Consider the following 23,146-nt stretch of genomic DNA (forward strand, 5'->3'; position numbering starts at 1 on the left):
TTATTAGCCTTTTCAACCAAAGAAAATCGCGGGTTTTTAGATAATATACACAATGACGAGGGGGAGAAGTAACCTTATAATATCTGTCAGAAAAGTTAATAAAATTGAAGATAAAATGCTGAAAGAAAGGCTGGGTATCAGTTTTGATTATGATTTATTTTACGGAGGGGGCTTTTTATACATAAAAAAATAGCAGCTTTCAAGCAGGTTTTGGATTTCTATGCAATGTTAAAAAGAAGGAGCATATAGAAAAATACCATTGATTCTATCTAAGGGGAAATGCTTAAAATGGTTGATACAACCCAAAACATACAGTCCAGCGGTTTTAACCAAGAAAATTTAACACCACAAAAACATCGAACGCTCGATAGGGTTTCTTACCTGTTACTGCTTATTGGAGCTGCTGTAGCCATCAATGCTTTTATGCTGGGAGCAAGCGTCATTGTCCCGGATGGGGAATTGAATTTAGTGCAGGGAACTTTAGCTGCTGTCGTGGGATTAACGATTGCAACCATTGCTATGAGTATCAACGGACGTCCAGGTCATAAATATGGAATTCCTTTTGTTGTACAGTTACGGACATCTTTTGGAATGACAGGAGCAAAAATTCCCGGTCTTATTCGGGCGGCGCCTGCAGTCTTTTGGTATGGTATACAAAGTTGGATAGGTGCATCAGCTATGAACGCTGTATCCATCGAACTCATGGCTTACGATAATATCGTTTTATATTTTATTACCTTTCAAATTCTACAAATTGTTCTTACGGCCACTGGTTTTAAAGGGGTCAAATGGTTGGAGAACATTGGTGCCATCGGCTTAATCATAGGGCTTGGATATATGTTCTATGTCGTTTATACAAACTTTAATGCTGAAGTGGGACAGCTGATAACTACTGAAGGGACCTGGGGATTAGCCTTTTGGGGAGGTGTTACCGCGTTTTTGGCAAATTTTAATACGGTGGCACTGAACATTAGCGATTTAACCCGGCAGGTAGATACTAAAGCAACACCTACTTTAATGTCTATTTTACACTGGGTTGGTTTTGTTCCTATTACAACGTTCATGGGAGTTATTGGAATTATGGTAGCTGGAGCGACAGGCTCCTGGGATCCTGTCACAGTCTTTGTGGAGGTAATGCCTAACAGCACTGTACTTATTGTTCTATTATTCTTTATTGCCCTGGCGCAAGTAACAACGAACGTCGTCAACAATGCCATTCCTGCAACGTATGTCATTATGGATGTTTTTAGAGCACCATATGTGAAAACATCGATTGGCATTGGGATCCTGGCGGTACTTACGTTTCCTTGGATCATTCAAACCTCGGATGTATTTCAACTTTTTGTGCAAATCTATTCAGGATTTTTGGGACCAATATTTGCTGTTATGATTGTTGACTATTACATTGTCCGCAGACGAAACTTAAATATAGAAGAGCTCTACAACAGCAATGGATTTTACAAAGGTATTAACTGGCCGGGAATCATAGCAATTATCGTTGGAGCACTTGTTGGCTTTACCGTTGTTGAGATTGCATGGTTTATCAGTTTAGTTCCAGCTGGATTATCTTATTATTTACTCATGAGGTACCTGCCAATTAATAAAAACTTTTTAAAAGATTCCATATTTGAGGATAAGTCAGATGGGTGGATGAATGGAACAGAAAAAACAAAATCAAAAAATCTATAATATGGAATAGAATGGGTCATGAAAATCACTATCCTTTCTATAAGTTGGTAGTGACTTTCATGGCCTTTTTTTGGTGCAAACCTAACAGCTGCCAATTTCCGGGCTCCAAATAATTAAGCAGGCCGACTAGGTTGAAACCACAGGAGTCCAGGACGAGAAGCGACAATACCGGCTGACTCATTTAAAGCAGTCTGACCCTATCCCGATTTCGCGGCGTTTTTTCAGGTTTATTTTCACAAAAGAAAAAGGGCGGCAGTGAAGGAGCAGGATCTCAGGAATCCGCCCCTTTTCCCCGCTTCAATCAAACACTTTTCTCAGCTCTCTTTTCCAGCCGGGTCACTGATTCGATATGGTTCGTCTGCGGAAACATGTCAACGGGCTGCACTTCTTTGGCCGCGTACCCGCCGTCTTCGAGAATCTTGAGGTCCCGGGCGAGTGTCGCCGGGTTGCAGGAGACGTAGATGATTTTTTCCGGCTGCATGTCGATCATGGTCTGTAGAAGCTTTTCGTCGCAGCCTTTGCGGGGCGGGTCGACGACGAAGACATCGGGCTGGAGACCGTTTGCTTGGTGCCACCAGGGAACGAGTTCTTCGGCTTCTCCGACGGCAAAGGTGGTGATGTCGTCGAGCTTGTTCAGCTCGGCGTTTCGTTTGGCATCGGTGACTGCTTCCGGAATGGATTCGACGCCGTAGACGTGACGGGCCTTTCGCGCGAGAAAGAGAGAAATCGTGCCGATGCCGCAGTAGGCGTCGATGACGGTTTCGTTACCGCGCAGGTCGGCGTATTCCAGTGCTTTGTCGTAGAGTGCTTTCGTCTGCTCCGGATTCACCTGGTAAAAGGAACGCGCCGATATGGCGAAAGAGATGCCTCCGATCGTGTCGTAAATGTGTTCGTTCCCCCAGATGAGGGTTGTTTTTTCTCCGTAAATGGCATTGGTCCGTTTCGTGTTGATGTTCTGCATGATCGAGGTGACGTTTGGCATCGCTTCGGTGATATCGCGGACGATATCCTTTTTGTGCGGCAGGTCGGGGCCGTTGGTCACGAGCACGATCATAAGCTCTCCGGTGGTATGGGCCTGGCGCGTAACGACGTGGCGGAGCGTGCCGCGGGCGTTTTCCTCGTCATAAGCTTTGATGTTGTGCTGATCAGCGATGCGTTTGACGGTCTGCACCGCTTCATCGTTCGCTTCTTTCTGGATGATACAGCTTTCCATGTCCATGATGCGGTGCGACCGTTTCTGAAAAAAGCCGGCTTTCAGATGACCGTCGCTGCGTGTGCCGACCGGGACCTGGGCTTTGTTGCGGTAACGCCACGGGTCTTCCATGCCGATCGCCCGATGAACGGGGATGTTATCGATCCCGCCGATACGGGTGATGGCGTCCTGCACCTGTTTGTGTTTGAACCGGAGCTGGGCGTCGTAAGTCATGTGCTGCAGCTGACAGCCGCCACATTGGTAATAGATCGGGCACGGTGCTTCGGTACGTTCGCTGCTTTCTTCGATCCGCTCTATAATCCGTCCGAAGCCGTAGCCTTTTTTCGTTTTGAGGACTTTGATCTGCGCGGTTTCGCCGGGGAGGCCGTACGGGACGAAGAGCGCGTACCCGTCCACCTTCGCGACACCGTCCCCTTCATGGGTAAGGTCCTCGATCACCGCGGTGATAACGTCATTTTTCTGTACCGGCGCATCCGTGTGCTGCTTCTTTGCCATAATAGTTGATCCTTTCTCTCGATGAATCTGTGCTGTCCGCTATTTTAACACATATGGAAGAGGGCTGGCTCGATGGGGATTCGCTCGAAATAATGTGGTTTTCGCTCGAAACGGGAGTCATATCGCCCGCTTTCGACATGATTTCGCCCGCAATCGACAAACATTCGCCCGATTAAACATACTGCCGCCTCCCCTCTTCCCTGATTTTCAATCCAGCAGAATCTTGTATTTCACCGCCCGACCGGATCCAGATGCAGGATAAGACAGAGAGCCTAGCAGCCGCTTCACGGTAGAAGGAGATGAAATATGGAGAAAAGAGGCCGCTTCCTGATTGGAGATACTGGGGTGAATAAGAAATGCGTAATCCTGCAGTGCCTGGTGGTGGGCATTTTTCGAGGTATACCCGCAGTGTGGACACAGCCAGTTTCCGTGGATGCGCTGCATGACCGTTTTGCCGCAGGCCTGGCAGAACACGCCTTTCACCAGATCCGAAGAGGGGATATGATGGCGGTGCAGCGGGTTCTGCGGAGATTCAGAGTTTGCAGCAAGGAGAAGACGGGTAAGTTCGCGGACATCCGCATCGGATAAGACGGGAGCTGGATAGTGACGGTGCAGCTCATGAATTTTATCAGGCAGCAGGTAAGCGGGGATCACTTGGGGATACATGCCGGCGGTGCCGTTTTTACGTTTCAACACGGATCGTGGATGAGCCATAACAATAAGGGTCTTTATAGGAAGAGAAGGTATCTGATTCCGCTCAAGCCACCAGCCCATCTGCATTTTATGTCTGTTTGATTGATGAACCGGATGCTGAAATGCTTCTTCTTTTTCATTATCGAACCGGATCAGCTGATGGAATTCAGCGTCCAAGGTGAGAATACCGGTGATGTTTTTAACTTCAACGAGGATGATGCATGAGGTCGTGAGGAGGAGTGTATCAATCTGAAAAGAGCGCGTGCCGTCGTGCAGGCGGAGGTTATGGAGAATACGCCAATCCTCGTTCAGAAATCCGAGATGGTAGTCTATCGACTGTTCTCCTTTGAAACCGGCCCTCCACCTGGCAAGTTCATTTTCCACTTCGGCTCGTTTCGGATGAAGAGCTGGAAGACGCCGGTCGAGCGCCTGAAGTTTCTGGAGATAAAGAGGCATGGTTCGGGGTTTTTCAATCAAGCACATCACGTTCCTTTCGTTTCGCCGGCTAATGTTCATTTCCGCTTGCAATCGACATGGTTTCGCCCGCTTTCGACACGATTTCGCCCGAATCCACCGGCAAATCGCCCGTTACGCCTACTAATCCGCATACACCGATCCGAGCTGCTTTCTTATTATAATAAAAATATCAAAATTGTTCCAATCTTTTTTTTCAGGTATGATGGACAAAAGGAGGTATTTGTCATGCAGTATCGGAGACTTGGAAACAGTGGACTCAAAGTGAGTGAAATCGGGCTCGGCAGCTGGCTTACGTACGGATCCACCGTGGAGGACAACAACGCGGCCGATATTATCCGCACCGCCTATGAACGCGGGATTAATTTTTTTGATACCGCTAACGTGTACAACCGCGGGGAAGCGGAAAAAGTCGTAGGGCGCACTCTCCGCGAATTCGAGCGCGACAGCTATGTACTGGCGACGAAGGTCTATTTTCCAATGGGAGACGGCCCGAATGACAAAGGCTTGTCCCGCAAACATATTATGGAGCAGTGCGATGCCAGTTTGAAACGGCTCGGTGTGGACTATATCGATCTCTATCAGTGCCACCGTTTTGACACCGAAACGCCCGTCGAAGAAACGTTGATGGCGCTCGATGACCTCGTCCGGCAGGGCAAAGTGCTGTACTACGGGTTCAGCGAATGGTCGGCGGCCCAGATTACCGATGCCGTGCATACCGCAAAAGACCGCAACCTCCATGCGCCGGTTTCAAATCAGCCGATTTACAACATGATCAAGCGCTACATCGAAAAAGAAGTGCTTCCCGTCAGCCAGAAATCCGGTATCGGCCAGGTCGTCTTCTCGCCGCTTGCCCAGGGTGTTCTCACCGGAAAATACAAACCGAAGGAGAAATACCCGGAAGGCAGCCGTGCCGCCCATGAAGATATCGGAAAGTTTGTAAGCGGATTTCTCGCCGAACCGATTCTTGAGCAGGTCGAACGGCTCGAAAAGATTGCCCATGAGGAACTCAACGTCAAACTTTCCCAGCTTGCGCTTGCCTGGATTCTGCGCCAACCCGGCGTCAGTTCCGCCATTGTCGGTGCCAGCCGCCCGTCTCAGCTCGAAGAGAACCTGCAGGCCACCGAAATAGAGCTGGGTGATGATATTCTGGAAGAAATCGAAGAAATTCTAAAAGTCATTGAAGAAATTAAAACCTAACACAGGATGCACAGGCACCACGACGCCGCTGTGTCATCCACGAACCTGTTCCGGTCCGGCCCGGAACAGGTTTTTCTTTCCAAAGACTTATTTCATTTCTATCCCTGCCTGTAGTAAAATGAATATGACAGCGGTTTCATAAAGAAAGGAGCTGATTCTTTCTCCGTCTATGACTGAACTGTAAGTCATCATTTATGACCAGGCTCTTCAACCCTATTTTGAAAGGAGACATTTCATTATGCGCTATGATGCACCGAACACACCCGGCAGTCTCGTGCAGTTCAACGAACGTTATGACCATTTTATAGGCGGGGAATACAAAGCTCCGGCCAAAGGAGAATATTTTGATAATGTCTCCCCTGTTACCGGCGAGGTATTCTGCCAGATCTCCCGCGGCACAGCTGATGATGTGGAAGCAGCAGTCGATGCAGGCGAACAGGCAATGGACGCCTGGGGCCGCACGTCGCTTTCGGAACGGGGGAATATTTTAAATAAAATCGCAGATCGTATCGAAGAGAATGCGGAAATGCTTGCGGTGGCCGAAACGTGGGACAACGGCAAGGCGGTCCGGGAGTGCCTGAATGCCGATATTCCGCTGGCGGTCGATCACTTCCGCTACTTCGGCGGTGTCATCCGGGCCGAAGAAGGCTCGATCAGCCAGATTGATGATGATACGGTGGCGTACCATTTTCACGAGCCGCTCGGGGTGGTCGGACAGATCATTCCGTGGAACTTTCCGATTCTGATGGCCACCTGGAAAGTAGCACCCGCGCTTGCGGCAGGCAACTGCGTCGTGTTGAAACCCGCAGAGCAGACACCGGCATCCTTCCATGTACTGCTTGACCTTATAAAAGACCTTCTGCCGCCGGGCGTATTGAATGTCGTGAACGGATTCGGCGCAGAAGCCGGGAAGCCGCTTGCCTCCAACAGCCGCATCGCTAAAATCGCCTTCACCGGCGAAACGACAACCGGACGGCTCATTATGCAGTATGCCTCGGAAAATATCATTCCGGTCACACTTGAGCTCGGAGGCAAGTCACCGAACATTTTCTTCTCCGACGTGATGAAAGAAGACGATAAATTTCTCGATAAAGCCGTAGAAGGTTTCGTCATGTTTGCCCTCAACCAGGGCGAAGTCTGCACGTGCCCGTCCCGCGCCCTCATTCATGAATCCATCTATGATGAATTTATGGAACGGGCGTTGAAGCGGGTGGAAGCCATTCAGGCCGGTCATCCACTCGATACGGAAACGATGATGGGCGCCCAGGCCTCCAAGGAACAAATGGACAAGATTGTCTCCTACCTTGATATCGGAAAACAGGAAGGCGCCGAGCTCCTTACCGGCGGTGAAGTGAATGAACTGGACGGCGAGATGTCAGGCGGTTATTATGTGCAGCCGACCATCTTTAAGGGCAACAATAAGATGCGTATTTTCCAGGAGGAAATTTTCGGACCAGTACTTGCGGTGACAACATTTAAAACGAATGAAGAGGCGCTTGAAATCGCCAATGATACCCTGTACGGCCTCGGGGCCGGCGTATGGACCCGCGACATGAACACCGCCTACCGTTTCGGACGCGAAATTCAGGCGGGCCGGGTCTGGACGAACTGCTACCATGATTATCCGGCGCATGCGGCGTTTGGCGGCTACAAAAAATCCGGCATCGGCCGCGAAAACCATAAGATGATGCTCGGTCATTACCAGCAGACGAAAAATCTGCTCATCAACTATGGAGACACCGGGCTCGGATTTTTCTAACCCTTGATACAGAAAGGATGAATGCAGATGACAGTTGACAGGGTCACAGCGACAGAGGAAGCTCTCGCGTTCATCAGGACACTGGAGGATAAACACGGACCGCTCATGTTCCATCAATCCGGCGGATGCTGCGACGGCAGCTCCCCGATGTGCTTTGCAGAAGGTGAATTCCGTATTGGAGACAGTGATGTCTACCTCGGCGATATCGGAGGCATGCCGTTTTATATGTCCCAGGATCAATACGAGTACTGGAAACACACCCAGCTCATCATTGACGTTGTGGACGGCCGCGGCGGCATGTTCTCCCTCGACGGCCCGGAAGGCAGACGTTTTCTCACCCGTTCGCGCATGTACTCACAAGATGAACAAGAAGCCATGAAAAAGGAAGAAACCGCGTACTGAGCAGCCGGGGTGGTATACCTCGCTGCTTTTTTTCTGATACTAAGCACACGTTCGTGTTGATTTTTCACCGCTTTCCTACTATTCTTTACAGTAAGGAGAATTCTGCTATTTTTTTCGAAAGGAGACGGTCTGACATGCCGCACTGGTTTATTATTTTCACGATTATTGTATCAGTAGGTACGGGAATCTGGTCGTTTTTGAACATCCGCCGCGGGTATTAATCCGTTATACTAACAGATAAGATTCAGGAGGAGATGAACGGTTGAAAATTGCAGCAGGATTGCTTCTAGGAGCCGGGCTGCTTACTACCCCGTTCTCCGACTTTTCCATTTCAAACAACATGTTCTTTCAGAAAGATACCAAAGAGCAGCAGGAAGAAACATCGGAGGAAGTCCCGGAGGAAAAGCAGTGGGAAGAGCGCTGGGACGAAGCCCGGCAGGCAGCAGAAGAAGCTGGTGAAGATACCCGGACCGAAGAAGAAAAACTTGAAGATTTTGATGAGAACTGGAATCAGTTCGGGCAGGACAACACATCCAGCTCTTCCGGCGGTACTGAAAGCAGCGGATGGAGCGGACTGCCCTCCATAGGAATACAGGAGCCCGACTCAGACGGGTCTCATTCGGAGACCGCGGAGGAATCGGAAGAAGAATCTTCCTTTAACGAAACTTGGAACGACTTCGGCCAAAAGTTTGATAATACATACGAACAAACCGAAGACAGCTTCGACTGGGAAAGCTCTTTTGACAGCCGCTCGGGAACGTATCAGATAACCGAACAAACTTCAAAGCCGGAGTAATCCGGTTTCTCCACGCGAAAGCACCGCCATGAGCGGTGCTTTCATTCTTCCGCCGTACTTTCTTCCGGGCAGAACAGATGGAGGTGCTGGTGGAGGTTGACGAACTCGCCGGGAAGCTCTCCGCCGTACTCGCCGTCCAGGTTCAGTTCCATATCCCCTTCCACATGAATTTTCACCCGGTTGGCCTGCACGTACATTAATTTTTCGTGCTGCAGGTGTTCCCCGTTTAGTGCCTGCGTGCCGATCCGGATTAATTCCGGGATGGTCGTTTTCGTGATGATAATCATATCAAACATGCCGTCGTTATAACTCGCCTCCGGAACAAGCTTCTCAAATCCGCCGACGGAGTTCGTGTTGGCAATTAGAAACAACATGATTTCCCCTTCAAACCATTTCCCGTCGTATTCAATCTGTGCCAACTTCGGCCTCAGAAAGCGAAGCTTCTCAAACCCTTTGACATAGTAAGCAAAATGACCAAGTGTTGTCTTCAGTTTGCTGGGGGTGTCATAGGTCAGCTCCGTCAATTTTCCGCCGGCTGCTATATTGATGAAGTACTGGCCGTTTACCCGGCCGATGTCAATCGGTTCACTGTGCCCCCCGCTTATAATATCGCACACTCCGGCGATATCGTTGCGCTGGATGCCAAGTGCCCGGGCAAGATCATTGGTAGTACCGGCCGGAATAATACCGAGCTTCGGCCGTTTCTTCTGCTCGGCCAGGCCGTTTACAACCTCAAAGATGGTACCGTCTCCTCCAGCAGCCACTACAACGTCAAATCCACGCTCCGCTGCGCGCGCTGCTTCGGCTCGTGCATCACTTTCATGTTTTGTCTGGTGGGCAGATGTTTCATACCCCGCCTGCTCCAGACGGTCGAGGATGTAGGGCAGCTGCTTTTTCATCTGTTCTCTTCCAGCGGTAGGGTTATAAATTACTCGTGCTTGCTTCATGGCGTTTCTCCTAAGTTATTATTAAAATTCTTCTTTCTTCTATCTTACAGGAAAGTAACGCTTCTGACGAGAACATCACCTGGTTTGGAAGATCAAGGGAACGACAGGCATCTCTTCGTTTCTACTGTGGAAAAAATGGGAATCATACAGGAAAGACATTTGTGAGGGAGGACTATCATTGACACGGGATATTTACATTTCTGATATTCATGGACAGTTTGAAACATTTGTATCTCTGTTGAACCGTATCGATTATCAGCCGGAGCAGGACCGTCTTTTTCTGCTTGGGGATTTTATAGACCGCGGACCACAGTCGTTTGATGTTATCCGCTATGTTATGGAGCTCAAGGAGCAGGATGGTGCCGATATCACCTGCCTTCTTGGCAATCACGAAGTCATGATGCTGCAGGCGTTTCAAAACGAAGATACAGGCGGGTTTTCCCTGTGGATGGAAAACGGCGGGGAGAGCACGCTGCAAAGCTACCTCGGAGAGGACCTCGTGGACAGTCCGCTTGATGAAATCATTCACGCCATCCGCCGGGATTTTCCGGAGCACCTCGATTTCATGGAAAATCTGCAGCGGTTTGAAGAAACGTCCGAACATATTCTCGTCCATGCCGGAATTGATCCATCTGCCGAGGACTGGAAAGAATCAGAGCCGCACACTTTCGTCTGGATCCGGTCGCCTTTCCTCGAAAAAACACACGGTGCGGGAAAAACGGTCATTTTCGGACATACACCAACCCCGACCCTGCACGATAACGCCGGACCGTGGTTTCAGTCCGATAAAATCGGCATTGACGGCGGAGCCGGGTTCAACATGCAGCTGAATGCCCTGCTCTACGAAAACGGCAGTTACAACGTTGTATCAGAGCCGGTGCAGGGGTAAAGGACAGAATCGGTCGTCATATGTCCTTTATACCACAGTTGGAGACACTTTTTCATCTTTTTGGTGAAAAAGTGTCTCTTATATACGGATTACAGCCACTTTGCTCTTGATGACGCTTCCTTTTGTCTGTAATCTGCAGATAATGGACAAGACGTTTCCTGGACCGTCCGTAAAACATCCAACCTGGGTAAAAAAAGCTGCTTTCCCTCCGTCTAAAGGGAGAAAGCAGCTTTTTGTCTATCAGGCATCCATGCCCATGCCTTCCATAATCAATTGGTTAACCATCTGCGGGTTGGCTTTGCCTTTCGTTTCTTTCATCACCTGGCCGACGAGGAAACCGATGGCTTTGTCCTTCCCGTTCTTATAGTCTTCAATGGACTGTGGATTGTTCTCAAGAATCTTGTCCACAATCTGTTTCAGTTCGCCTTCGTCCGAAATCTGAACAAGCCCTTTGTCCTGCACAATCTGTTCCGGATCGCCGCCTTCTTCCATGAGATCGGTAAAGACGGTTTTGGCGATTTTACTGGAAATGGTTCCTTTATCAATCAGGGTGACCAGTTTGGCAAGAGAGGCAGGGCTGAGCTCTGTAGCGGCAAGCTCCATGTCATGGGAATTCAGGTATCCATTGACATCCCCCATCAGCCAATTGGCAGCCTGCTTGGCGTCGGCGCCTTCATCGATAGCATCCTGGAAGAAATCCGCCATGTTCTTCGACTGCGTAAGCACTCCTGCGTCGTACGCCGGAAGGTCAAATTCTTCCATATAACGTTCGCGGCGGGCATCCGGAAGTTCCGGAATAGTCGCTTTAATGCTGTTTTTCCAGTCTTCATTGACGTAAAGAGTCACAAGGTCCGGTTCCGGGAAGTAACGGTAGTCGTCGGATCCTTCCTTCACACGCATCAACGTCGTCTCTTTCTTCGCGTCATCCCAGCGGCGGGTTTCCTGAAGAATTTCACCGCCGGAGAGCAGTTCCTGTTCCTGGCGCTTCTCTTCATAAGCCAGACCTTTGTGAACGTTTGTGAAGGAGTTCAGGTTTTTGAGCTCCGTTTTCGTTCCGAACTCTTCCTGCCCCGCCGGTTTCAGCGAAATGTTCGCATCACAGCGGAGAGAGCCTTCTTCCATCTTGCAGTCGGATACTTCCGTATACTGAAGTACGGCTTTCAGCTTTTCCAGGTAGGCATACGCTTCTTCCGGTGTTTCAATGTCCGGTTCGGATACAATTTCAATCAGCGGCGTGCCGACACGGTTGAAATCAACGAGACTGTGGTCGTCGTAATCGTCGTGTGTCAGTTTGCCGGCATCCTCTTCCATATGGATCCGGGTAATGCCGATATTCTTTTTATAGCCGTCCACCTCGATTTCAAGCGATCCATTTTCACCGATCGGCTTATCAAACTGTGAAATCTGGTAGGCTTTCGGACTGTCGGGATAAAAGTAGTTTTTGCGGTCGAACTTCGTTTCCCCTGCGATGTCACAGTTCAAAGCGAGTGAGGCTTTCATGGCGTATTCCACAGCGCGCTGGTTTAAAACCGGGAGCACCCCGGGATGGCCGAGACAGACCGGGCACGTGTGCGTGTTTGCCGGTGCCCCGAATTCCGTCGAACAGTTACAGAAAATTTTCGTATCGGTTTTCAGTTCGGCATGGACTTCCAGGCCGATGACGGTATCAAATTTCATCGTATATCCCCCCTTACAATTCCGGCTTGGCTTTATAATGTCCGGCTGCCTGCTCGTAAGCATGAGCGGCGCGGTAAACGGTGCTTTCTTCAAACGGTCGTGAAATAATCTGCAGTCCGACCGGCAGTCCTTCAGAGAAACCGCACGGCACAGAAATGGCAGGCACTCCGGCAAGGTTAACCGGAATCGTGAGAATGTCATTGGCGTACATCGTGAGCGGGTCGTTCACTTTTTCCCCGATTTTAAAGGCGGTGGTCGGTGCGGTTGGTCCGACAATCACGTCGTATTTCTCCAGAATCTGATCAAAGTCACGTTTGATAAGGGTACGGACTTTCTGGGCTTTCTTGTAGTACGCATCGTAATAGCCGGAGCTGAGCGCAAACGTGCCAAGCATTATCCGGCGTTTTACTTCGTCTCCGAACCCTTGGCTTCTCGTCTCTTTGTACATATCAATCAGGTTGTCCGCATTTTCGGCGCGCACGCCGTAACGGACACCGTCAAAGCGGGCGAGGTTTGCGGATGCTTCAGAAGAGGCGAGCAGATAATAAGCTGCCACCGCGTACTGCGAGTGCGGCAGGGAAACTTCTTCCCACTCTGCGCCTTGCTGTTCGAGAACCTTCAGTGCTTCAAGCACCCGGTTCCGGACCCCTTCATGCACCCCTTCGCCAAGGTATTCTTTCGGAACAGCAATTTTCATGCCTTTCACATCGCCGGTGAGCGACGACAGATAATCCGAAATACCAACATCAGCAGACGTGGAATCTTTGCGGTCGTGTCCGGCAATCTGCCCGAGAACGAGCGCATTGTCTTCCACGTTTTTGGTCAGTGGTCCAATCTGATCGAGTGAGGACGCAAAAGCAATCAGTCCGTAACGGGAAACACGGCCGTACGTTGGTTTCAATCCAACCACGCCGCAGTAGGATGCCGGCTGCCGGATCGAACCGCCCGTATCGGAACCAAGGGAAAAGCTTACTTCTCCTGCTGCAACGGACGCAGCTGCGCCGCCGCTTGATCCGCCCGGAACATAATCAGTGTTCCACGGGTTGCGGGCGCTGTAAAATCCGGAGTTCTCGTTAGACGATCCCATGGCAAATTCGTCCATATTCAATTTTCCTATCGTGAGAGCGTCCGCCTCTTCCAGGCCGTCCATGACGGTTGCATTGTGCACCGGATCAAAGTTTGCCAGGAGCCGGCTCGCGGCGGTCGTGCGGAGCCCATTTGTAACAATGTTGTCCTTAATGCCGGCGGGAAGGCCGAACAGCAGCCCACGCGTGCTATCTGTTTCGAGCGCCTCGTCCATCTTCGCCGCCTGGTTTCTGGCTGCTTCTTCATTCAGGGTGAGAAACGCCTGAACGTTGTCATCCACCTCTTTGATGCGGGAAAATGATGCATCAACGAGTTCGGATACTTTCAGTTCTTTATTATGAAGCTTTTTATGTATCCCGGAAAAGCTTTCTTCAAGTATCGACATTCTGTTTGTCCCTCCTTTACTCTAACACCGATGGTACTTTCACCTGCCCGTCTTCTTGATCCGGCGCGTTCTTCAACGCTTCTTCCCGGTCGAGAGACGGACGTTTTTCATCTTTGCGCAGCACGTTATGAATATCGAGAACGTGGGTCGTCGGTTCCACATCGTCCGTATCCAGTTCATTCAACTGCTCGGCAAATTCGATAATATTATCAAGCTGTTCGGTAAATGTATCCACTTCCTCATCCGTTATAGAGAGTCTTGCCAGATGCGCCACATGCCTGACCTGATCTTTTGAAATCCGTTCCATGATCTGTCACCTCCGCTAAAACAAATCTTCACAATACCTAGATGATACCAAATAAGGCAGCAACGGGCAACGCATGCCCGCTTTCTCCTTTAATAAACATGAGTATAGGATTCTTCTCCTGCATCTTTCACCACAAGAGCCTCCTGTCCCTGCGAGGAGCGTATCCGGACTTCGACATCCAGATTCGGAAAATGCTGCTCCACTTTATCGGTAACGTGCTGGGTGAAGGCTATAACTTCCGTTTCACTGTAAAACGTGATGGGGATGTCCACTGTAAGCTCCCGCCACTCATCATTCTGGTAGTACCCTTCACCGACAACACCGACAAAATTCTCGAAAAAGGTGTTTACTTCATCCCTGAACTGATTAAATGCTTCCGCATCACTGCGGTGATTATCGCTTGCATCGGTAGAAGGAAACAGCACGTAATCTTCATTCAAATTCTGCCAGTTGTTCACTCCTTCTCCGGGTGCCGCGGTTCCTGTTGCAATGAAATTGCCCGGAACAGCTGCATCACGCGGGGCTTCACGGAAGATGGTGAACATAATCGGGATGTCCTGAAGGGCGCCGTTTTCTCTGTCTTCACTCCGCAGCCTTTCGAGAATCCGGGAGGCCGTCTCTTTCGCTGCCTGCATGCTTTCTTGTCTGCTGATGGATTCACTGAGCCACGGGCCGTAGGTTCCATCATCATTTTCCTGCCTGAAATAATAGAGGTTGTTCATCGAAAGTCCGATAACCATGCCTCCGAGCTGCAGGTTTCCGTTGTCATTTTCGACCATATAATTATGTTCAATAATGTTGGACAACGGGCGCGGGTTGTTTCTTTCCCGTTCTTCAAAATTATCAGCATCCGCAAGCGGCGGGTTAAGTCCGGCCTCATTATCTTCAGACTGCCGCATCAGCCAGCTGTTCAGTTCACTGCTTGAAATGAGCTGACCGGCACGGAAGAAATAATTTTCCTGGCTGAATTCGCCGGCAGCCAGTTCCTGCATGCCGACTGACATCCGTTCAAGATCCATCCGGTTGTACATGACGTCCCGGTGAAATGTCCGCGCCGCGCCGCTTATATATTCTCCGTCCTGCAGTACACTGCGGTAATAATTATCAAGACTGGGGACTTCCGGACTGACTTCCACTGCATCTTCTTCTGTCGTCTGTTCGTTCTCTTCTGTGTCCACCCCTTCTTCCTGCTGATCCTGCTGCAGGCCCGGAATACACCCGGTCAGCAGAAGAAACGAGGCAGCCGTCAGAACCCCGGTTTTTCTCCACATTCTCCCATCTCCTCATTCATCCGAACATTGTATCGTTCCGGTTTCCATCTTACATGATGATGACACGTTTATCCATCGCCCGCTTTTTACGGAAAAAAGGAGTCAGGAACCAGCTTCTCTCAAAAAAGTGTCTTCGTCCCAAATGACCACTCCAAGTTCTTCGGCTTTCGTCCGCTTGGATCCGGCATCTTCCCCGGCCACCACAATATCAGTGCTGCGGCTGACGCTGCCGGTCACTTTGCCGCCGAGCGCCTCTATTTTTTCTTTGGCTTCGCTGCGGGTGAGCTGCTGCATTGTCCCTGTGAGTACAACCGTTTTGCCGTTGAGCGGAGAATCACCGGTGACGTCTTCTTTTACCGGCCCTTTATACTCCATATTCAGCCCGAGACGCTGCAGTTCGTCCACCAGTGCATTCACTTCCGCCATTTCAAAGTAACGGACAACAGCTTCGGCCATTTTGTTCCCTATTTCATTGACGGCAAGCAGGTCCTCCGTTTCCGCGCTGCGCAGATTATCCATCGTGCGGAATTCTTCAGCGAGTGTGCGGGCTGCTTTCGCTCCAACAAAGCGGATACCCAGGCCGAACACAAGCTTTTCCAGCGAATTAGCTTTAGACGCTTCTACTGCCTCCAGCAGATTCTGAACAGATTTGTCCCCCATCCGTTCCAGCTTCAGCAGTTCCTCCGGCTGCAATTTGTACAGATCGGCAATCCCGGTGACAAGCTGATGGCTGAAGAGCTGCTGGATCACTTTTTCACCGAGTCCGTCAATGTCCATGGCATTGCGTGACACAAAATGAATGAGCTCTTCCTGGATCTGGGCCGGACACTGCGGATTAATACAGCGCAGCGCAACCTCTTCTTCGAGATGAACGAGCTCACTGCCGCAGGCCGGGCAGGTCGAGGGCATGGAAAATTCCTCTTCGGTTCCGTCGCGCAGGTCATCCAGCACCCGCACAATCTCCGGAATGATATCCCCCGCTTTTTTCACAATCACCTGATCCCCGATTTTAATATCCTTCTCGCGGATCAGGTCTTCGTTGTGCAGGGAAGCGCGCTGTACAGTCGTGCCCGCTACCTGCACTGCGTCGAGAACAGCTGTCGGCGTGACAGCCCCGGTACGGCCGACAGATAAAATAATATCCCGGAGCCGGGTCACTTTCTCTTCGGCCGGAAACTTGTAGGCAATCGCCCAGCGCGGACTTTTCGCCGTGAATCCGAGCGTCTCCTGCTGTTTTAGACTGTTTACCTTCACGACAATACCGTCCACCTCGTACGGGAGGGAGTTCCGGTGTTCCACCCACCCGTTCACAAATTCAATCACTTCTTCGATATCCCGGCACCAGCTGCTTTTTGGATTTGTCTTAAAACCCAGATCCGTCATATACCGCACCGCTTCGTAATGAGTCTCTGTGTTCATCTCCCCGTCATTGCCGATGGCGTAGGTGAAGATATCAAGATTCCGGTTGGCTGCGATTTTCGGGTCGAGCTGACGAAGCGAACCGGCGGCAGCGTTTCTCGGATTCGCAAATACCGCTTCACCGGTTTGTTCTTTCGCTTCATTCAGACGTTCAAACGACCGTTTCGGCATAAACACTTCTCCGCGCACTTCAATATCGACGGCGCTATGTAACCGAAGCGGGATGGAACCCACCGTTTTTAAGTTGTTTGTAATGTCTTCACCGGTCGTTCCGTCCCCTCTTGTAGCCCCCCGCACAAAGCGCCCGTTTTCATAGGTTAATGATACAGCGAGACCGTCGATTTTCAACTCACACACGTAGTCCAGGGATTCACCGGTTCCCTGCCGGGCGCGGCGGTCAAAGTCACGGAGATCCTGTTCATGAAAAGCATTCCCCAGACTCATCATCGGGATGCTGTGCTGTACTTTGACAAACGCATCGAGCGGTTTCCCGCCGATCCGCACTGTCGGAGAATCGCCGCTCTGAAGTTCCGGGAACTGCTGCTCGAGTTCCAGCAGTTCCGAAAGCTTTTCATCGTATTCGGCATCCGGAACAATCGGATCGTCCAGCACGTAATAATGGTATCCGTATGTCTCAAGACGCTCCCGGAGTTCGTTGACACGTTCTTCGGCTTTTGCTTGATCCATCTCTTTCTTCCTTTCTGCCTGCTACACTTTTGTAATCGGAGCGAATTTGGCGTACAGACGTTTTACTCCCTCTGTCGGAAATGCGATATCAAGCTCGACGTCTTCTCCTTCACCGTGGAGGCTGACTACCGTGCCGGTCCCCCATTTTCCGTGTTCGGCTTTGTCCCCGACTTTCCAGTCATACTGGTTTCCGCCGCCTTCCGCTGAAATAGAGCGTCCTTTCGAAGGGGAAACAGCAGCCTGTCTGCGGCGTTCAAACGGAGAATCACTCTTACTCTGCCCGCCGCTGTTCATCCAGTCGGGTTTGTCTTCTTTCTCCCGGTCGATGACATCTTCAGGAAGCTCTTCGATAAACCGGGACATCGGGTTTACCTGGGTGCGTCCGTACAGCTGGCGCATGTTCGAATGCGTCAGATGGAGCTCCTGTTCAGCTCTTGTAATCCCGACATAGGCAAGGCGGCGTTCTTCTTCCATTTCCTCCTGTTCAAACAGAGAACGGCTGTGGGGAAAGATGCCTTCTTCCATGCCGACAAGAAAAACGAGCGGGAACTCCAGCCCCTTGGCGGAGTGAAGCGTCATCATCGTGACCGCGCTTTCTTCATCCTCCTCATCCTGGTTCATATCAGCAACAAGCGCCAGGTCCGTCAAAAACGCGATAAGAGAGACATCGTCATTTTTCTTCTCAAAATCCTTTGTCACGGACAGGAATTCATCGATGTTCTCAAGGCGGCTCTGCGCCTCCAGCGACTTGTCCTCTTTAAGAGAATCACGGTACCCCGTCTTCTCAAGAAGTTCTTCCACAAGCTCTGTCACGCTTAAGTATTCCTGCATCTGAATCCAGTGCCCGAGCTGTTCGGCAAAGGCCTCCAGCTTCTTCACCGGGCGGGGGCTGAGACCAATCTGATCCGCTTCCTGAAGGGCCGCAAACATGGAAATATCCTGGGCATCCGCATACGCGCCGATTTTATCCACGGTTGCAGCCCCGAGTCCGCGTTTTGGGACATTAATAATGCGCCGGAGGCTGATGTCATCATTCGGATTCGCAACAAGTCTGAGATACGCCAGCACATCCTTGATTTCTTTCCGGTCATAGAACTTCGTGCCGCCGATCATATTATAGTTCACATTGGATTTGAGAAACATTTCCTCAATAATCCGGGACTGGGCATTCGTCCGGTACAGCACAGCGGCATCGGAATAATCAAACCGGCCGCTCTGCACAGCTTCTTTGATGCGTTCCACGATATAGGCCGATTCTTCACGTTCATCGGCGCCGCAGAAGTAATGAATACGGGCCCCGTCGTCATTTTCAGTCCAAAGTTTCTTCGGCTTGCGCCCCATGTTGTTCTGGATAACATTATTGGCCGCTTTCAAAATCGTCTGCGTCGACCGGTAATTCTGTTCGAGTATAATCGAACGCGCTTCTTCATAGTCCTGTTCAAAAGACAGGATGTTTTGAATATCGGCTCCGCGCCACTTGTAAATCGACTGATCGGAATCGCCGACAACGCAGATGTTACGGTTCTTTTCGGCAAGCAGATTGACGAGCACATACTGCGCCCGGTTCGTGTCCTGGTACTCGTCCACGTGAATATACTGAAACTTGCGCTGGTAAAACTGCAACACTTCCGGAACCTGACGGAACAGCTGAATGGTCTTCATGATCAAATCATCAAAATCAAGGGCGTGGTTGGAGCCAAGACGCCGCTGGTATTCTTTATAAACATCCGCTGCCGTCTCCTCAAACGGCCCCTCGGCCCGCTCTGCAAACTTTTTCGGCGGTTCGAGCACGTTTTTCGACGAAGAAATCATTCCAAGCATGCCGCGCGGGTCGAATTTTTTCGAGTCGATATTCTGGTCTTTCAGAATCTGTTTGATGACAGACAGCTGATCGGATCCATCGAGTATCGAAAAATTACGGTTAAAACCGATGCGGTCGATATCGCGCCGCAGAATCCGCACACACATCGAGTGGAATGTAGACATCCAGATGTCCTCAGCCGCCGGTCCGACAAGTTCAGATGCCCGTTCTTTCATCTCACGGGCTGCCTTGTTTGTAAAGGTGATCGCAAGAATCGAAAAAGGAGGCACCCCTTTTTCCCGGATAAGGTAAGCCATCCGGTGGGTCAGCACTCTTGTCTTCCCGCTTCCCGCACCTGCCATGATCAACAGCGGTCCTTCGGTATGCTGGACCGCTTCCCGCTGCTCGGGATTCATTCCGTTAAGCATTTTTTCCACGATTTGTCGTTGCAATCCTTCCACCACCTATGAAACGTATGTTCGATTCTTTCATTATACGTTATTTCGTTCATTTCCGCTACTATTTTTGACAGCTTTTACGGTAGACAGTGCTTTGTTCAGGTTTTCATATACGATATTTCCTACAACGACGGTGTCGGCAATAGCTGCCATTTCACGGGCCTCTTCCGCTGTGCGGATGCCCCCCCCGTAAAACAGGCGTGCCTGCTCGAGGTTGTCAGCCGCCGCTTTCACGACTGCCGGATCTCCGTACATACCGCTGTATTCCAGATAAAACACAGGCAGATGAAAAAGGCGGTCGGCCATCAGTGCAGCCGCCTGGACATCTTCCTCATCAAAAGAAGTATCCGCTTCGGTTAACGCCGCGGCTTTGGCGTCGGGATTCAGGATGCAGTATCCTTCCGCCAGGATGGTCTCCCAGTCCATGAGCATGCCGTAGTCTTTCAGTGCCTGATGATGAAGCCCGGTCACCCAGCGGGTATCGCCGGCGTTCAGGACGGTCGGGATCAAAAAGTAATCAAAGCCGGGTGTCACAGCCTCAAGCGTTGATACTTCGAGTGCGCAGGCCACCGCGTACCGACGGACTTTCGATAACAGGGCCAGCGTGTTGTCCAGAGTCACATCGTCACTTCCTCCGACAATGACAGCATCGGTTCCTGATTCGCAGATTTTCTCAAGAGAGGTATCATCAATTTCGCGCGCCGGGTCCAGTTTGAACACATGACGCCATTCTGTATAGTCAAGCATTGCTGCTCCTCCACTTACGTCTTACTTGCATTTCCAACGTCTAATTATAGCAAAAACGAGGCCCTGCCTCAAAAGGCCGATCGTCCCTGCTTTGTCCTTTTCTACCTTGGATAATCCAGCAGTGCCGCCGGTTCATCCTCCGAAATCTGAATGTCTCCTACTTCTATATAGGATAAAGCATCCCGGTCATCGATATTGGAAAAGATGAGAAAAATATCGTGCGGGGAGCGTTGATAAAGGACGCGGATTTCTTCTGCATTAGCGTCTACATTTAAAAGGTCGGGGCTCCCTATGTTTTTTTCGATGTCTTCAAGTGCCGGGTCCCACTCGTCTGTACTGCGTCCCGCTGCATACACCTCACCGGAGTCGGTATACCGGGAGCAGCCTTCTCCAAGGTTCAGTTCTTTGTTCTGTTGTTCAGTATCAAGCAGCTTTCCTTTTTCTACGATATTACATTGCGGCAGAACAAGATCGTTTCCATAGGTTCCGTTTTTTACATTGGTCAGCCATTCCATCCAGTCTGCATCCGTCAGACTACCTTGAACCATACCATTTTCGATGGATGATTCAGAAAACGGGGTCCCCGGCACCAGAAAAATAATGGCAAGAAGGGCGGCGGTTAAAGTGATACCCATACCCGGGAGAAGCAGACGGCGTCGCTTTCGCGGCTTTTCTGCAGCCTCGTCCTCTGTTCCGGCCATGGACCGTCCTGATTGTTCCGGCTGCTCCATAAGAGACACCACGTCTTCTTTCTCCAGTACGCCTCTCTCTGCCGGCGGAGTATCCTCTTGGGGCTTTTCTGAACCGTTCTGCAGGACACCAGGATTCTCTATGACCGGCGGGGCAAGCGGAGAAGCAGGTTCATTAAAAATAGATTCCCTGCGTACGGCTGTCATCCAGGTATGCAGCGCCCACACAATCAGTTCCTCCGAATCTTCATATGTGCTGAACTGTATTGACGTCCAGTCCGCCAACCAGCCGCTGTCCCTCAGGTTTATCGTTTTCATCTCATCGACTGTACCGTTTTCAAGCATGGCAATCAACAGGAGGATATCTGTTCTTCCTTCTCCATATAACGATTCGAGAGCCTGCTGCAAATGCTTCCTGCACCAGTCCAGTCCAAATTCATCTGTAAAAGACTGTACACTGTTCGTCATAAAATCCTTCATTGTATATTCCCCTCCTTCTCCTCCTTTTCCCGATTTTCACCGTTATCCATCTTTATTTCATAAAAAAACTGTCTTCAAGATGACGTATCCACCTTGAAAGACAGTTCATTTTATTGCTCCTTTTCCTGTTTTTCCTGTTCACGCACTCGGTCCAGAGTCAGCTGGTAGCTGTCATTGCCAAAATTAAGGCAGCGTTTCACTCTGGAGATAGTTGCCGTACTTGCCCCTGTCTCTGTTTCAATCTTGTGGTAGGTATGACCATGCTGCAGCATCCGTGCCACTTCCAGCCGCTGCGCGAGCGACTGGATTTCATTAATGGTGCAGAGATCATCAAAAAATTCATAGCATTCTTCTACACTTTGCAGAGACAAAATGGCCCGGAACAGCTGGTCCAGTTCATTTCCTCGTAATTTATCAATCTGCAATGGGATTACACCTCGTTTTCTGCAAATACTTGAACGGGTTCTGGTAAAAAAACGTTACGATTCCACGCCTTCTACGCTTTCTTCCAGCCCCGCAGAGGCCGGTATCACATTAATCCACGTTTTGCCGGGTTGAAACGGAACTTTTTCTCCGTCTTTATACGGAAGCAGCCTCCCTCCCTCGTTTCTCCATTGGACATCGAGTGCTTCACCATTCTGAAGCATCAACCCGGAGCCGCCGTCGGCCAGATTAATCTGCCTGCGCCCGGCTTTGTCAACGACACGGTGGGGGGCTTCTACGATCAAGACATTGGATGCCTCTGTCTGCTCTGCCGCATTTTCCCCTGCAAACGCGGTATTATCGCTGGAACGTTCATACGTTCCGTCCTCTTGGTTATATGAAAATTGTACAACATATTTATCGCTGTACCAAACGGAAACGTCTTCGGCCGTATCAGCCGAAACAGCAGAAAACCCTTCTTCCCTGTAAAAATTGGCAGGGACGTCTTTTTGCAGCTCGTACCCTTTGCTTTCCAGTCCACCGAGAGCATCCTCATAGCTTATGTACGAATTATGGGGTGCCCGCCTTTGTGTCGACCTCTGAAATAACGTCCCGTCGTGAAAGAGACCGTTCAGGTAAGGAACAGCGCCTCCCTGAAGCGTTCTTTTTGCTTCCGGACTCCAGCCGTGAGCCACATACATTGCATCGTACCCTTCCGCAAGATCGATGAAATACCCTCTCGCACTACGGACCGGTCCGAGTTTCTCCGGGTGTCCGCTTTGGTAAATCGCGAGAAATCTCGTGAGTTCACCCTCGGTCAATACTTCGTAGACGATATCGGCTTCAGTCAGTCCCGTCTGGGGTCGCGCGTCAGGATGATTATTTATCATGACAGCAAGAGGACGCGCCGCCGGAACTTCGTTTGTCCCCTTCCCCGTCAACGGTTCCACCGCTTCATACGAAGGCTCTTCTTCTTCCGGATCCTTCACAGGCTCCTTTTGTTCCTCCTCTTTCTCCGGGGTCGTTTCCTCTTCTGCCGCCGATTCTTCTTCATGAGACGTCCCGGTTTCAGCGGGAGCTGTTGAACTTTCCTGGGAAGTACACCCTCCCGCCGTAAGAACAAGCGCAGCCAACCCGCTCCACATCATTTTTTTCATGT

General features: G+C 50.4%; 19 protein-coding genes. 6 read left to right on the forward strand and 13 right to left on the reverse strand.

The window, feature by feature from the left end:
* Positions 1 to 288 precede the first annotated feature (288 nt).
* The gene (locus ACFSUB_RS15480) at positions 289 to 1,689 is read left to right on the forward strand and encodes an NCS1 family transporter (protein WP_380714164.1); all 1,401 of its coding nucleotides are present in this window, start codon (positions 289 to 291) and stop codon (positions 1,687 to 1,689) included.
* Between the two features lie 301 nt (positions 1,690 to 1,990).
* On the opposite strand, the gene rlmD is transcribed toward ACFSUB_RS15480, so the two are convergent.
* Positions 1,991 to 3,397 carry a 23S rRNA (uracil(1939)-C(5))-methyltransferase RlmD gene (rlmD, locus tag ACFSUB_RS15485; protein ID WP_380714166.1) on the reverse strand — a complete coding sequence of 469 codons (1,407 nt, stop codon included), beginning with the start codon at positions 3,395 to 3,397 and terminating at the stop codon, positions 1,991 to 1,993.
* A 207-nt stretch (positions 3,398 to 3,604) separates the two neighbouring features.
* Positions 3,605 to 4,567, reverse strand: a complete 963-nt coding sequence (locus ACFSUB_RS15490; RefSeq protein WP_380714168.1) for a nuclease-related domain-containing protein — start codon at positions 4,565 to 4,567, stop codon at positions 3,605 to 3,607.
* Positions 4,568 to 4,792: 225 nt separating this feature from the next.
* Here ACFSUB_RS15490 and ACFSUB_RS15495 point away from each other — a divergent pair, with 225 nt between their 5' ends.
* From ACFSUB_RS15495 to ACFSUB_RS15510, 4 genes are all read left to right on the forward strand, one after another.
* The gene (locus tag ACFSUB_RS15495; protein WP_380714170.1) at positions 4,793 to 5,764 is read left to right on the forward strand and encodes an aldo/keto reductase family protein; all 972 of its coding nucleotides are present in this window, start codon (positions 4,793 to 4,795) and stop codon (positions 5,762 to 5,764) included.
* 238 nt (positions 5,765 to 6,002) lie between these two features.
* Positions 6,003 to 7,523 (forward strand): aldehyde dehydrogenase, encoded by a 1,521-nt coding sequence (adh, locus tag ACFSUB_RS15500; protein ID WP_380714172.1) that lies wholly within the window; start codon positions 6,003 to 6,005, stop codon positions 7,521 to 7,523.
* A gap of 27 nt (positions 7,524 to 7,550) precedes the next feature.
* A complete protein-coding gene (locus tag ACFSUB_RS15505) occupies positions 7,551 to 7,925 on the forward strand; it encodes a DUF779 domain-containing protein (RefSeq protein WP_380714173.1) in 375 nt (124 codons plus the stop codon).
* Positions 7,926 to 8,187: 262 nt separating this feature from the next.
* Positions 8,188 to 8,721: a hypothetical protein gene (locus ACFSUB_RS15510; protein ID WP_380714174.1), complete on the forward strand. Its 534-nt coding sequence runs from the start codon at positions 8,188 to 8,190 to the stop codon at positions 8,719 to 8,721.
* Positions 8,722 to 8,762: 41 nt separating this feature from the next.
* Here ACFSUB_RS15510 and ACFSUB_RS15515 read toward each other — a convergent pair whose 3' ends face one another.
* On the reverse strand, positions 8,763 to 9,668 hold the full coding sequence (locus ACFSUB_RS15515; protein WP_380714175.1) for a diacylglycerol kinase: 906 nt from the start codon (positions 9,666 to 9,668) through the stop codon (positions 8,763 to 8,765).
* A 178-nt stretch (positions 9,669 to 9,846) separates the two neighbouring features.
* On the opposite strand from ACFSUB_RS15515, the gene ACFSUB_RS15520 reads away from it, so the two are divergent.
* The gene (locus ACFSUB_RS15520) at positions 9,847 to 10,557 is read left to right on the forward strand and encodes a metallophosphoesterase family protein (protein ID WP_380714176.1); all 711 of its coding nucleotides are present in this window, start codon (positions 9,847 to 9,849) and stop codon (positions 10,555 to 10,557) included.
* Between the two features lie 240 nt (positions 10,558 to 10,797).
* Here ACFSUB_RS15520 and gatB read toward each other — a convergent pair whose 3' ends face one another.
* The 10 genes from gatB to ACFSUB_RS15570 all read right to left on the reverse strand — a co-directional run bounded on the left by gatB (position 10,798) and on the right by ACFSUB_RS15570 (position 23,144).
* Positions 10,798 to 12,234: an Asp-tRNA(Asn)/Glu-tRNA(Gln) amidotransferase subunit GatB gene (gene gatB, locus ACFSUB_RS15525; RefSeq protein ID WP_380714177.1), complete on the reverse strand. Its 1,437-nt coding sequence runs from the start codon at positions 12,232 to 12,234 to the stop codon at positions 10,798 to 10,800.
* A gap of 13 nt (positions 12,235 to 12,247) precedes the next feature.
* Positions 12,248 to 13,705 (reverse strand): Asp-tRNA(Asn)/Glu-tRNA(Gln) amidotransferase subunit GatA, encoded by a 1,458-nt coding sequence (gatA, locus tag ACFSUB_RS15530; RefSeq protein WP_380714178.1) that lies wholly within the window; start codon positions 13,703 to 13,705, stop codon positions 12,248 to 12,250.
* Positions 13,706 to 13,721: 16 nt separating this feature from the next.
* Complete coding sequence (gene gatC / locus ACFSUB_RS15535) at positions 13,722 to 14,012, reverse strand: Asp-tRNA(Asn)/Glu-tRNA(Gln) amidotransferase subunit GatC (RefSeq protein ID WP_380714179.1); 291 nt, start codon at positions 14,010 to 14,012, stop codon at positions 13,722 to 13,724.
* A gap of 89 nt (positions 14,013 to 14,101) precedes the next feature.
* Positions 14,102 to 15,283 (reverse strand): CamS family sex pheromone protein, encoded by a 1,182-nt coding sequence (locus ACFSUB_RS15540; RefSeq protein WP_380714180.1) that lies wholly within the window; start codon positions 15,281 to 15,283, stop codon positions 14,102 to 14,104.
* A 102-nt stretch (positions 15,284 to 15,385) separates the two neighbouring features.
* On the reverse strand, positions 15,386 to 17,389 hold the full coding sequence (gene ligA, locus ACFSUB_RS15545) for an NAD-dependent DNA ligase LigA (protein ID WP_380714181.1): 2,004 nt from the start codon (positions 17,387 to 17,389) through the stop codon (positions 15,386 to 15,388).
* 21 nt (positions 17,390 to 17,410) lie between these two features.
* Positions 17,411 to 19,618 (reverse strand): DNA helicase PcrA, encoded by a 2,208-nt coding sequence (pcrA, locus tag ACFSUB_RS15550; protein WP_380714268.1) that lies wholly within the window; start codon positions 19,616 to 19,618, stop codon positions 17,411 to 17,413.
* A gap of 63 nt (positions 19,619 to 19,681) precedes the next feature.
* Positions 19,682 to 20,395, reverse strand: coding sequence for a heptaprenylglyceryl phosphate synthase (locus ACFSUB_RS15555; RefSeq protein ID WP_380714182.1), 714 nt, complete (start codon positions 20,393 to 20,395; stop codon positions 19,682 to 19,684).
* A 101-nt stretch (positions 20,396 to 20,496) separates the two neighbouring features.
* Positions 20,497 to 21,564 (reverse strand): hypothetical protein, encoded by a 1,068-nt coding sequence (locus tag ACFSUB_RS15560; RefSeq protein ID WP_380714183.1) that lies wholly within the window; start codon positions 21,562 to 21,564, stop codon positions 20,497 to 20,499.
* Positions 21,565 to 21,674: 110 nt separating this feature from the next.
* Positions 21,675 to 21,989: a YerC/YecD family TrpR-related protein gene (locus ACFSUB_RS15565; protein ID WP_090927364.1), complete on the reverse strand. Its 315-nt coding sequence runs from the start codon at positions 21,987 to 21,989 to the stop codon at positions 21,675 to 21,677.
* 54 nt (positions 21,990 to 22,043) lie between these two features.
* Positions 22,044 to 23,144 carry a DUF3048 domain-containing protein gene (locus tag ACFSUB_RS15570; RefSeq protein ID WP_380714184.1) on the reverse strand — a complete coding sequence of 367 codons (1,101 nt, stop codon included), beginning with the start codon at positions 23,142 to 23,144 and terminating at the stop codon, positions 22,044 to 22,046.
* Positions 23,145 to 23,146 lie beyond the last annotated feature (2 nt).

It is taken from the genome of Salibacterium lacus, from assembly GCF_042684865.1.
Lineage (GTDB): Bacteria > Bacillota > Bacilli > Bacillales > Marinococcaceae > Salibacterium > Salibacterium lacus.

Excerpts from the sequence above, each read along its gene's own strand:
- ACFSUB_RS15480 (WP_380714164.1), top strand. The coding sequence starts at position 289 with ATGGTTGATACAACCCAAAACATACAGTCCAGCGGTTTTAACCAAGAA.
- rlmD (WP_380714166.1), bottom strand. The coding sequence starts at position 3,397 with ATGGCAAAGAAGCAGCACACGGATGCGCCGGTACAGAAAAATGACGTT.
- ACFSUB_RS15495 (WP_380714170.1), top strand. The coding sequence starts at position 4,793 with ATGCAGTATCGGAGACTTGGAAACAGTGGACTCAAAGTGAGTGAAATC.
- adh (WP_380714172.1), top strand. The coding sequence starts at position 6,003 with ATGCGCTATGATGCACCGAACACACCCGGCAGTCTCGTGCAGTTCAAC.
- ACFSUB_RS15505 (WP_380714173.1), top strand. The coding sequence starts at position 7,551 with ATGACAGTTGACAGGGTCACAGCGACAGAGGAAGCTCTCGCGTTCATC.
- ACFSUB_RS15515 (WP_380714175.1), bottom strand. The coding sequence starts at position 9,668 with ATGAAGCAAGCACGAGTAATTTATAACCCTACCGCTGGAAGAGAACAG.
- gatB (WP_380714177.1), bottom strand. The coding sequence starts at position 12,234 with ATGAAATTTGATACCGTCATCGGCCTGGAAGTCCATGCCGAACTGAAA.
- gatA (WP_380714178.1), bottom strand. The coding sequence starts at position 13,705 with ATGTCGATACTTGAAGAAAGCTTTTCCGGGATACATAAAAAGCTTCAT.
- gatC (WP_380714179.1), bottom strand. The coding sequence starts at position 14,012 with ATGGAACGGATTTCAAAAGATCAGGTCAGGCATGTGGCGCATCTGGCA.
- ACFSUB_RS15540 (WP_380714180.1), bottom strand. The coding sequence starts at position 15,283 with ATGTGGAGAAAAACCGGGGTTCTGACGGCTGCCTCGTTTCTTCTGCTG.
- ligA (WP_380714181.1), bottom strand. The coding sequence starts at position 17,389 with ATGGATCAAGCAAAAGCCGAAGAACGTGTCAACGAACTCCGGGAGCGT.
- pcrA (WP_380714268.1), bottom strand. The coding sequence starts at position 19,618 with ATGCTTAACGGAATGAATCCCGAGCAGCGGGAAGCGGTCCAGCATACC.
- ACFSUB_RS15555 (WP_380714182.1), bottom strand. The coding sequence starts at position 20,395 with ATGCTTGACTATACAGAATGGCGTCATGTGTTCAAACTGGACCCGGCG.
- ACFSUB_RS15560 (WP_380714183.1), bottom strand. The coding sequence starts at position 21,564 with ATGAAGGATTTTATGACGAACAGTGTACAGTCTTTTACAGATGAATTT.
- ACFSUB_RS15570 (WP_380714184.1), bottom strand. The coding sequence starts at position 23,144 with ATGAAAAAAATGATGTGGAGCGGGTTGGCTGCGCTTGTTCTTACGGCG.